At 37.5% G+C, this 13,429-nt stretch carries 4 protein-coding genes; 1 reads left to right on the forward strand and 3 read right to left on the reverse strand.

Annotated elements, in window-relative coordinates:
• Positions 1–6,543: T9SS type A sorting domain-containing protein (locus AWE51_RS15295; protein WP_157766125.1), on the forward strand; the 6,543-nt coding region annotated here is incomplete at its 5' end.
• 144 nt (positions 6,544–6,687) lie between these two features.
• Here the strand turns inward: AWE51_RS15295 and AWE51_RS15300 are convergent.
• The 3 genes from AWE51_RS15300 to AWE51_RS15310 all read right to left on the reverse strand — a co-directional run.
• Entirely contained in the window at positions 6,688–8,628 is a 1,941-nt protein-coding gene (locus AWE51_RS15300) for an OmpA family protein (RefSeq protein ID WP_066315010.1), read from the reverse strand.
• Between the two features lie 12 nt (positions 8,629–8,640).
• On the reverse strand, positions 8,641–9,558 hold the full coding sequence (locus tag AWE51_RS15305) for a PorP/SprF family type IX secretion system membrane protein (RefSeq protein WP_066315013.1): 918 nt from the start codon (positions 9,556–9,558) through the stop codon (positions 8,641–8,643).
• A 62-nt stretch (positions 9,559–9,620) separates the two neighbouring features.
• Positions 9,621–13,429 (reverse strand): T9SS type B sorting domain-containing protein (locus tag AWE51_RS15310; protein ID WP_157766126.1); only part of this gene is annotated, 3,809 nt, incomplete at its 5' end.

A 13,429-nucleotide genomic window follows, 5' to 3' on the forward strand; every position in this document is an offset into this window, starting at 1 on the left:
GTGACAGCAACCAATGCTGCGACAGGATGTACTTCACAACAAACAGTACTTGTTACTGCAGATCGTACCAAACCAGAACTACAAGCTTCGGCAAGCGGAACGATCACTTGTGATGTAACAGAAGTAACTCTGACAGCTACTTCAATAACTCCAAATGTTACTTTTATTTGGGAAGGATTTACTGCAGGTGAAAACCCAGTCAATGTAAGCTCTGAAGGGGAATATATCGTGACAGCAACCAATGCTGCGACAGGATGTACTTCACAACAAACAGTACTTGTTACTGCAGATCGTACCAAACCAGAACTACAAGCTTCGGCAAGCGGAACGATCACTTGTGATGTAACGGAAGTAACTCTGACTGCTACTTCAATGACTCCTGATGTGACTTTTACTTGGGAAGGATTTACTGCAGGTGAAAACCCAGTCAGTGTAAGTTCGGACGGGGAATATAGTGTAACTGCAACCAATACTGCTACAGGATGCACTAGCCAACAAACAGTAATCGTTACTGCTGATAATACCAAACCAGAACTACAAGCTACTACTAGCGGAACGATCACTTGTGATGTAACAGAAGTAACTTTAACTGCTACCTCCACTACTCCTGACGTTACTTTCTCTTGGGAAGGATTTACGGCTGGTGAAAATCCAGTGAACGTAAGTTCTGGAGGCGAATATAGTGTGACCGCAACGAACACTACTACAGGGTGTATTTCACAACAAACGGTAACTGTTAAGAATGAACGTAATAGACCAGACATTCAAACATCAGTAAATGGAGCCATTACTTGTATTAACAGGCAGGTAATACTAACTGCTACGTCCACAACGCCCAATGTAACTTTTACTTGGGATGGTTTTCCTGATGGAGAAAACCCTATCGAAGTAAATTATGGAGGACAATATGTTGTAACAGCTACTAATACTCTTACGGGTTGTAGTAATCAAAAAGTGGTATTTGTAGAAACTGAACGAACCAGACCTGATCTGGATGTTTTTGCCGATGGGGCCATTACTTGTATTAATAGACAGGTAACATTAACTGCTACATCCACAACGCCCAATGTAACTTTTACTTGGGATGGTTTTCCGGATGGAGAAAACCCTATCGAAGTAAATTATGGAGGACAATATGTTGTAACGGCTACAAATACGTTAAATGGATGTACCAAACAAAAAATAATAGAAGTAGAAACTGAACGAACCCGACCAGATTTACAAGCAACCGCAGATGGCGTTATTAGCTGTGATAAAACAGAAGTAACTCTAACGGCTTCTTCTATGACGCCTAATGTAAGCTTTACTTGGGAAGGATTTACTGCAGGTCAAAATCCAGTTGAAGTACAATTTAGCGGTCAATATGTTGTAACAGCAACAAATACCCTGAATGGATGTACTAGCCAACAAACGGTAATCGTTACTGCAGATCGTACAAAACCAGAACTACAAGCTGCTACTAGTGGAACGATCACTTGTGATGTAACAAAAGTTACTCTGACAGCAACTTCAATGACTCCTGATGTGACTTTCTCTTGGGAAGGATTCACTGCTGGTGAAAATCCAGTCAATGTAAGCTCTGAAGGGGAATATATCGTGACAGCAACCAACACTGCTACAGGATGTACTTCTCAACAAACAGTACTTGTTACTGCAGATCGTACAAAACCAGAACTACAAGCAACAGCTAGTGGAACGATCACTTGTGATGTAACAGAAGTAACATTAACTGCAACTTCAATGACTCCTGATGTGACTTTCTCTTGGGAAGGATTTACGGCAGGTGAAAATCCAGTCAGTGTAAGCTCCGAAGGGGAATATATTGTAACAGCAACCAATGCTGTGACAGGATGTACTTCACAACAAACGGTACTTGTTACTGCAGATCGTACTAAACCAGAACTACAAGCTGCTGCTAGCGGAACTATTACTTGTGATGTAACAGAAGTAACCCTTACTGCTACCTCCACTACTCCTGATGTTACTTTCTCTTGGGAAGGATTTACTGCAGGTCAAAATCCAGTCAATGTAAGTTCGGAAGGGGAATATATTGTAACAGCAACCAATACAATAACGGGATGTACTTCTCAACAAACTGTACTTGTTACTGCAGATCGTACAAAACCAGAATTGCAAGCTTCGGCAAGTGGAACGATCACTTGTGATGTAACAGAATTAACTCTGACTGCAACTTCAATGACTCCTGATGTGACTTTCTCTTGGGAAGGATTCACGGCAGGTCAAAATCCAGTGAATGTAAGTTCTGAAGGGGAATATATTGTAACAGCAACCAATGCTGCTACAGGATGTACTAGCCAACAAACAGTACTTGTTACTGCAGATCGTACTAAACCAGAACTACAAGCTGCTGCTAGCGGAACTATTACTTGTGATGTAACAGAAGTAACCCTTACTGCCACTTCAATAACTCCTGATGTAACTTTCTCTTGGGAAGGATTTACTGCAGGTCAAAATCCAGTCAATGTAAGTTCGGAAGGGGAATATATTGTAACAGCAACCAATGCTGCTACAGGATGTACTAGCCAACAAACAGTAATCGTTACTGCAGATCGTACGAAACCAGAACTGCAAGCTGCTGCTAGCGGAACGATCACTTGTGATGTAACAGAAGTTACTTTGACAGCAACTTCAATGACTCCTGATGTGACTTTCTCTTGGGAAGGATTTACGGCAGGTCAAAATCCAGTCAGTGTAAGCTCCGAAGGGGAATATATCGTGACAGCAACCAACACAGCTACAGGATGTACTTCTCAACAAACTGTACTTGTTACTGCAGATCGTACCAAACCAGAATTACAAGCTTCGGCTAGCGGAACTATTACTTGTGATGTAACAGAAGTAACTCTGACTGCTACCTCCACTACTCCTGATGTTACTTTATCTTGGGAAGGATTTACGGCAGGTGAAAATCCAGTCAATGTAAGCTCTGAAGGGGAATATATCGTAACAGCAACCAACACAGCTACAGGATGTACTTCACAACAAACAGTACTTGTTACTGCAGATCGTACCAAACCAGAATTACAAGCTACGGCTAGTGGAACGATCACTTGTGATGTAACAGAAGTAACCCTTACTGCCACTTCAATAACTCCTGATGTAACTTTCTCTTGGGAAGGATTTACTGCAGGTGAAAATCCAGTCAATGTAAGTTCGGAAGGGGAATATATTGTAACAGCAACCAATACAATAACAGGATGTACTTCACAACAAACAGTAATCGTTACTGCAGATCGTACCAAACCAGAACTACAAGCTGCTGCTAGTGGAACGATCACTTGTGATGTAACAGAAGTAACCCTTACTGCCACTTCAATAACTCCTGATGTAACTTTCTCTTGGGAAGGATTTACTGCAGGTCAAAATCCAGTCAATGTAAGTTCGGAAGGGGAATATATCGTAACAGCAACCAATGCTGCGACAGGATGTACTTCACAACAAACAGTAATCGTTACTGCAGATCGTACTAAACCAGAATTGCAAGCTTCGGCAAGTGGAACGATCACTTGTGATGTAACAGAAGTAACTTTAACAGCAACTTCAATGACTCCTAATGTAACGCTTACTTGGGAAGGATTTACGGCAGGTCAAAATCCAGTGAATGTAAGCTCCGAAGGTGAATATATCGTGACAGCAACCAATGCTGCGACAGGATGTACTTCTCAACAAACAGTACTTGTTACTGCAGATCGTACCAAACCAGAACTGCAAGCTTCGGCGAACGGAACGATTACTTGTGATGTAACGGAAGTTACTCTGACTGCTACTTCAATGACTCCTGATGTGACTTTCTCTTGGGAAGGATTTACGGCGGGTGAAAATCCAGTCAATGTAAGCTCTGAAGGAGAATATATTGTGACAGCAACCAATGCTGCTACAGGATGTACTAGCCAACAAACAGTACTTGTTACTGCAGATCGTACGAAACCAGAACTACAAGCTGCTGCTAGCGGAACTATTACTTGTGATGTAACAGAAGTAACTTTAACTGCAACTTCAATGACTCCTAATGTAACGTTTACTTGGGAAGGATTTACGGCAGGTCAAAATCCAGTGAATGTAAGCTCTGAAGGGGAATATATCGTGACAGCAACCAATTCTGCGACAGGATGTACTTCTCAACAAACAGTACTTGTTACTGCAGATCGAACCAAACCAGAACTACAAGCTACAGCTAGCGGAACGATCACTTGCGATGTAACAGAAGTAACTTTAACAGCAACTTCAATGACTCCTGATGTGACTTTCTCTTGGGAAGGATTTACTGCAGGTGAAAATCCAGTCAGTGTAAGCTCAGAAGGAGAATATATTGTAACAGCAACCAATGCTGCGACAGGATGTACTAGCCAACAAACAGTAATCGTTACTGCAGATCGTACTAAACCAGAACTACAAGCTACGGCTAGTGGAACTATTACTTGTGATGTAACAGAAGTTACTTTAACTGCAACTTCAATGACTCCTGATGTAACTTTCTCTTGGGAAGGATTTACGGCAGGTCAAAATCCAGTGAATGTAAGTTCTGAAGGGGAATATATTGTAACAGCAACCAACACAGCTACAGGATGTACTAGCCAACAAACAGTACTTGTTACTGCAGATCGTACTAAACCAGAACTACAAGCTGCTGCTAGCGGAACTATTACTTGTGATGTAACAGAAGTAACCCTTACTGCTACCTCCACTACTCCTGATGTTACTTTCTCTTGGGAAGGATTCACGGCAGGTCAAAATCCAGTCAGTGTAAGCTCTGAAGGGGAATATATCGTAACAGCAACGAACACTGCTACAGGATGTACTTCTCAACAAACAGTACTTGTTACTGCAGATCGTACTAAACCAGAACTGCAAGCTGCTGCTAGCGGAACGATCACTTGTGATGTAACAGAAGTAACTTTGACAGCAACTTCAATGACTCCTGATGTGACTTTCTCTTGGGAAGGATTTACGGCGGGTGAAAATCCAGTCAGTGTAAGCTCTGAAGGGGAATATATTGTAACAGCAACCAACACTGCTACAGGATGTACTTCTCAACAAACAGTACTTGTTACTGCAGATCGTACGAAACCAGAACTACAAGCAACAGCTAGTGGAACGATCACTTGTGATGTAACAAAAGTAACTTTAACTGCTACCTCCACTACTCCTGATGTAACATTTACTTGGGAAGGATTTATTGCAGGTGAAAATCCAGTCAATGTAAGCTCTGAAGGGGAATATATCGTAACAGCAACCAACACTGCGACAGGATGTACTTCACAACAAACAGTACTTGTTACTGCAGATCGTACAAAACCAGAATTGCAAGCTTCGGCGAGCGGAACGATCACTTGTGATGTAACAGAAGTAACATTAACTGCAACTTCAATGACTCCTGATGTAACATTTACTTGGGAAGGATTTATTGCAGGTGAAAATCCAGTCAATGTAAGCTCTGAAGGGGAATATATTGTAACAGCAACCAACACAGCTACAGGATGTACTAGCCAACAAACAGTACTTGTTACTGCAGATCGTACGAAACCAGAACTACAAGCTGCTGCTAGCGGAACTATTACTTGTGATGTAACAGAAGTAACCCTTACTGCTACCTCCACTACTCCTGATGTTACTTTCTCTTGGGAAGGATTCACGGCAGGTGAAAATCCAGTCAGTGTAAGCTCTGAAGGGGAATATATCGTGACAGCAACGAACACTGCTACAGGATGTACTTCTCAACAAACAGTACTTGTTACTGCAGATCGTACAAAACCGGAATTGCAAGCTTCGGCGAGTGGAACTATTACTTGTGATGTAACAGAAGTTACTTTGACAGCAACTTCAATGACTCCTGATGTAACTTTCTCTTGGGAAGGATTTACGGCGGGTCAAAATCCAGTGAATGTTAGCTCTGAAGGGGAATATATCGTGACAGCAACCAATGCTGCTACAGGATGTACTTCACAACAAACTGTACTTGTTACTGCAGATCGTACAAAACCAGAATTGCAAGCTGCTGCTAGCGGAACGATCACTTGTGATGTAACGGAAGTTACTTTGACAGCAACTTCAATGACTCCTGATGTGAGCTTTAGTTGGATCGGGTTTACTGCAGGTGAAAATCCTGTAAATGTGAGTTCAGAAGGGCAATATATCGTTACTGCAACCAATACAATAACGGGATGTACCTCAAGAGAAACAGTACTGGTTGTTTCAACTTGTGAGCAAAGAAATGGTGAACCACAAAGTTTATCTAATTCTTCTATTAAATCTTCAACTCGATTAAATTCTAAAGCTTATCCAAACCCTTCAAAAGATAGGGTGACTATTGATTTTAATAGTATTCAAAGTGGAAAAGCAACCGTAAAAGTCTATTCAATGACCGGTATTTTGACACATACGATTTCGGATATAAAAGTTGAAGCAAACAAAAAGTATCAGGTTACTTTCAATGAAGATGGATTATTACCTGCTGGTGTATATCTTTATGTAATACAATTGGGTAAACATTCTATTAGAAACCGCATTATTCTGACAAAATGATGAAAGACAACTAAAATAGAATGACAACAATACAGCTTAAATGATCTAGATCATTTAAGCTGTATTTATTTAAATTATAAGTAATTTAATATTATTAAATTCTCATACTATATTTCTTTCCCAATCAACTTTTGGAGTTATATATCACATTTTTATAATTATAAACTCTGATCTTCTATTAAGTTGATGCCTTACCTCTGAACAAGGGATATCATCTTCACATTCGTTTATAAGTTTTGATTCTCCATAACCAATGGCGCTTTCAATTCTTTCGGCTTCTATATTTTGTGAAATAATATATTCTCGTGTCGCTTTAGCTCTTTTATCTGATAGTTTCAGATTATAATCATTATTAGATCTAGAATCAGTATGTGATTCTATTTTAATAATCATTTTTGGATATTCTTTCATTAAGAGAACAACTTTATTCAACTCTGAAGCTGCATCATTTCTTATGACAGATTTGTTAATATCAAAATAGATAATTCCTATTTTAATCTTTAGTACTCCGCCTTCTTCAACGATTAGTTTATTAACGGTTGACAAAGTAATAGGAACATTTATTTCTCCAGTGTTATTATTGGTTTTAAGAGGTGTGGTATTCAGTTTATATCCAATTTTCTCTGTTTTTATTTGATAAGACGTTCTACAATCAGCTTTATAATTAAACGAATAATCGCCATTCAATTGACTTTGTGTTTCAGCCACTATCTCTCCATTCTCTGAAAGTAACACTAATTTAGCTTCACTAATAGGATCTTTTGTTGAAGAATTTGTTACTCTTCCATTAATTGTTTGTTGACATTTTTCTATAGGAGTCCTCTCGAATGAATATATATCATCATCACCTTTTCCGGTTTTTCTATTTGAACAAACATAACCTTTATTTGTGTTTTCATTTACAATATATCCAAAATCATCAAGATTGCTATTTAGCGGTGCTCCTAAATTAATAGGTGTATTAAATGTATAATCATGTTTACTTTCGAAAACATCTAAACCTCCTAAACCTAAATGTCCATCTGAAGCAAAATATAAGGCCTTATCTGTAATATAAGGAAACATCTCTCTACCATATGTATTAATAGTTGGCCCTAAGTTTCTTGGTTGAGAGTACGTATCTTCTCCTATTATATCTACAACAAAAATATCTGTTGCACCTATAGATCCAGGCATATCCGAAACGAAATATAACTTTGTGCCATCTTTACTTACCGTAGGGTGACCAACAGAGTAATCATTACTATTAAAAGGCAATTCTTTTACCTCTGTCCATTCTATTTTTTCTCCACCTACAATAATTTTAGCACTATACAATTTTAGATGATTAATACCATTATCATCTCTTTCTAAACTACCATTATAATTATTTCGGGTAAAATATATAGTCTTCTGATCTGGTGAAAACGCCACTGTTGCCTCATGATATTTTGTATTTAATTCCCTTGAAAACTCTTCTAAAAAAATAACATCTGTTTGAGATGTATTAACTTCTCCTAATAATAAATTTAGAAAAGGTTGCTCATTCCAGTGATAATTTCTTGTGTGGTAATTTGAAGTATCTACCGCAGAAGAGTATACAAGTAGATCTTGAAAATACATTGGTCCAAAATCAGAAAACTTTGTGTTAATTTCTAAATTTTTGAGTGTAAACTGTGGTTCTAGGTCTAAAACATCTTCCAAACTTATTTTATCTTGAGAATATAATTGAGCTCTTGGATCCTTGGCGTTTGCTTTTTGAGAGAATTTTTTCATCCATTTTTTTGCCGAACGATTGTCATCAATACCTTGAAAAGTATGAGCATATCTAAATAAATATTCAGCTTCAATTGCATCTGGGTATTCTGATACTAAAAGATCATACCATTTATGAGCACCTTCCATATTTGTATTAAAATAGTATGCATCTCCTGCTTTTTGAAGTACTTCTTTAGATTTATCACCTTTTTCTATAGCTGCCTCATATTCTTTCGCAGCTTCTATGTACCACATTTTGTCAAAAAAATCGTCTGCTCGTTTATATTTTTTTTGAGAGTATCCCAAAAATGAGAATAAAATAAGACTAATGGTTATTACATTTTTCATATACTATACTTTTTAAAAGAACCTTGGTGATTTTAATCGTTTTTCTTGAGATTTCAACTCAAATCGCAACATAACTTCATGACTTCCTGTAGTAAACTGTTGAAGTTCTGTTGTTGTATAGTCAAATGCATAACCTAATAATAAACCTGGTGTAATTTGGAACCCTACGAGACCACTTACCGAATCATCCCATCTATAAGCGGCACCAAGTCTTAGACGTTCATAAAACATAAAATTAGCAGACAAGTCTACAATTAAAGGTGCTCCTACAACATGCTTTACTAAAAACGCAGGTTTAAACTTCGTATTTCTACTAACATCTACTACAAGTCCACCAATTAAAAAGAAATGTAACCTTTCGGATGCTATCGATTGTTGAATATCATCATAATGTTGATCTGTAAAAAAATTAGGTATTGATATTCCTAAGTAACTTTTATCGGTATGGAAATATACTCCAGCCCCCACAGTCGGAAAAAATTGATTATTTATATTTTGTTGAAATAAAATGTCTGGATTTTGAGCCTGACCTTTAGTCCAATCAATATTGAATAACCTTGCTCCTCCTTTAATTCCTAAAGAAAGTCTGTGTGTTTCTGATGTTTTAATGGTATATGAAAAGTTTGCATCAAAATAAAACTCATCTGATGGTCCTATCTCATCGTTTACTACTGATATACCCAAACCCACTTTTTTTCCAATTGGAGTATCCAAGGTCAGTGTTTGTGTTCTTGGAGCTCCATCAATTCCCACCCATTGAGATCTATGAATTCCTGTAACGGTCATATGACCCCTGGAACCTGCATATGCAGAATTTACGCTGAGCGTATTGTACATATATTGGGTGAATTGAGGATCTTGTTGACCAAAACCACAGTACGTAGAAATGATCATTAAAATCCCTAATATTTTTTTAATATTTATATTCATATTCTAGTTTAATTTGTGGGCAAATCATTAGAGATATGCCTTCCTTATGACTTTAGTATAATTTATCGGTTTAAGTAAATCCAACCTGATTTTGGTTTTGTACCATCTCCAAGATCTAAAATGTAATAATAGGTACCAACTGGCAGTTTATCTTCTACATAAATGACAGCTCTTCCATTTGATGTTCCATCCCATGTATTATCGTAGCCGTCTTTTTCGAAAACGATATTCCCCCATCGGTTATAAATCTCCAGTCTATTGTCTGGATATTGGGTTATGCAATCGATCGTGAATGTGTCATTCGTACCATCATTATTAGGAGAAAACTCATTAAACACGGTAAGACATTGAGTTATAACGAATGCTTCTCCGGAATCATTTGAAGCATCACCATCAAATTGATCTATATCTAATAAGGCTGCTATATTTATATAGTCATCAATATCTAAAACTTCTACTGTAATTCTTAAAGTTTCTGTTTCAGAATTGTTAATAGTAGGAATGGTCCATAAACCAGAAACCTGATTATATTCTCCATTACTTGCTGAAGAAGAAACAAAACGATATCCCGATGGCAGTATATCTGAGATGACAACATTAGTCGCTGCAATCATATTGTCGTTATTGGTAGCTGTAATGGTAAAAACGACTTCCTCACCTATCGTAACATTTACAGGAGTCGCAATTTTCGTAATCGCGATATCTACGAATTGTGGTCTTACAATAACCGTAGATTCATCATCATCTACAATCCCATCTCCTAAATCATCATCATCTACTCCAGATGTACTATCACTATCAGGATCTGCTTGGTCTGATCTTGTAATCTCTGCAATATTAATATATTCATCAATTGAGTTTGTAGGTTCATTTACGGTCGCTAGAATAATTAAAGATTCTGTACTTCCATTCAATATAGTTCCGTTAATAGTCCATATTCCTGTTGTGCTATCGTACAACCCTGCTGTAGCCACAAAAGAAACAAAAGTATACCCAATTGGTAGCTGATCCGTAATTTCTACTCCAGTTGCATCACTATCCCCACTATTTGTTACATTAATTATAAATTCTACCGTTTCTCCTACTAAAGGAGTTTCATTGTTTACTGTTTTTTCTAAGGATAAATCTGCGAGACCCGTAGGCATAGGATTTACTGTATCCTGATCATCTTCAGAATCTACATTATTATCAGGATTAGAGTCTGGATCAAAAGTATCTAGTGCAATTAACTCAGCCGTATTTGAATAATTTCCGCTCGGAAGTACTGTAACTGTAATTGTTAATGTTTCTGTAACTCCATTCGCAAGATTCCCAATATCCCATGATCCAATAGTTTCATCATAAACTCCTACGGATGGAGTTGCATTATCGAATTGATAACCCGATGCCAACAAGTCTTCAACAACAATACCCGTGGCATTACTTGGTCCATCATTTGTTATGGTGACTGTAAACGTTATTTGATTACCTACAGAAGGATTAAGAACATCAACCTCTTTATTAATAGAAATATCCGTTATCACCCTAGGTAACACTTGTACCTCTTGCTGATCATCCTCTTCAAGTACATCATTATTAGGAGTAGAATCCGGATCCATCTCATTAACAGCGGTTACTTCTGCTGTATTAATATAATTCCCTAAAGTATTTATAGAAACTACTATATCTATACTCGTTGTTGCTCCAATAGCTAAATTACCTACCGACCACTCACCAGTACCACTATTATATAATCCTCCGCTTGTGTCAGATACTAAATTAAATCCGGATGGTAGTACATCGGTAATAATAACTCCTGTTGCTTCACTAGGACCATCATTGGTTAGTGTAAGTGTAAATGTAATAATATCAGTTACGTCGGGTCTGAAATTATCTACTGTTTTCGTCAAAGATAAATCTGCAATTGGAATTGGAACAGTACCTATACTACTGGTGTTATTTGCAATATTGGGATCTGTAGCGAGGTTATCAGAAGCTGTTATTTCTGCTATATTTGTATATATTCCTGTTGGATTTACGATTGCAGTAATAGTTAGTCTTTCAATATCTCCCTGGATAAGTGTTCTATTTACTGTCCATAATCCGGTGGTATCATCATACACACCAGCGGTAGCTTCATACGAGGCAAAAGTATACCCTGTTGGCAATGGGTCTGTAACTACAATATTTCTATCGTTACTAAGACCTAGATTCTCAAGTAAAATGGTAAAGAGAACTGAACTTCCCACTTCTGGAGATGCATTATTTACTGATTTTGTTACTCTTAGATCTGCCACTGAAACAGGAACAGGTTCTATAGTGACTTGATCATCTTCAGTGTCATCATTATTAGCGGGCGTAGAATCAATATCATTTTCGGTGGCATCCGTAACTTCAACAACATTTGTATAATCTCCCACTGCTAATACATTTGCCGTAATTATAAGTGTTTCTGTATTTCCGTTAGCAACATTACCAACTGTCCACGAACCATTTAAAGGTTCATACGATCCCACAGAAACTGTAGAACTCACATATTCATATCCAGAGGCCAATAAATCGGTAACAACAACATTGGTCGCGTCACTTGGTCCGTTATTAGTTACAGTCATACTAAATACAATCTGCCCTCCTACATTTGGTGATAAATTGTCTGCTACTTTTGTAACAGATAAATCTATTCGTGGAGTTAATACAGGCGTAACTATTATACTATCTTGATCATCTTCTGCTAATATGTTATTATTTGGCATAGAATCTAAATCAAGGGTGCCTGAAGCAGTTACCTCGGCAACATTCGTATATATACCTGTTTCGTTAACCAGTACGTCAATTAATAAAGTTTCTGTATCACCACTAGGAATACTACCTATATTCCAAATACCACTTATTTCATCATAAACTCCAGAAGTAGAACTATACAATATAAAATCATATCCTGATGGTAAAAGGTCAGTAATCGAAACTCCGGTCGCATTTGCAGGACCATCATTTGTAACTCTAATTTCGAATGTAATCTCTGTTCCGGTAAATGGAGTTATGTCATTATCTACAACTCTTTTTATTAAAGATAAATCTGCTACATCTATATATCCAACTCGAACTTCAGCTACATTCGATATATTTCCATCATTATCGTCTACGCTATAATTTATTGGAGTAGGATCAGTAATAAATGTTGGCAACGGATCAAAAGAAAGTGTTTGTGTTCCCGGTACATAAGTCCAAGTACCTTCATTAGGTACATCAAACTCAATAATATCACCATCTCCATCTACAATAATTCCTGTTGCACTTGCAGGAGGAACAAGATTTACTCCATTTTCATCCAAAGCGCCATCGGGATCATTATCATTTGTAAGAATCATAATAGCTACAATATCACCTGGATTATTGTCTAAGTCTTCATCATCATTTGCAAGTGGTGATTGAATCACATAATCAATAGTAATTGTAGCTGGAGTAACACTAACTTGTGTATTATCAATATCAGTGATATTGTAATCTATTGGTGTGGGATCATTTGTAAAACCGACATTGGGAATAAACATGATTTCTCCGGTTGCTTCATTATACAACCAATCACCTTCATTAGGTACAGAAAACCCTATAGTAGTGGCATTAACTCCAAGTACTACAGCGGTTGCACCAGCAGGTGGAATAAGATCTACGATTATATCATTGGGTAACGGTGTACTCCCGTCTGCCAAAACATCGTTATTAATAATATTAAGCGTCACGGAGTTGTTTGTCGGATTACCCGAACTACTATTATCATTGGCAACGGGTGGAGTTGGTGTATAACCAACACTTACCGTAGCAATGTTTGAGGTATTGCCATCATTATCATCTACTGTATAAGTGATGTCTGTTGGATTACCCGTAAATCCAT

Source organism: Aquimarina aggregata (genome assembly GCF_001632745.1).
GTDB classification, from domain to species: Bacteria; Bacteroidota; Bacteroidia; order Flavobacteriales; family Flavobacteriaceae; genus Aquimarina; species Aquimarina aggregata.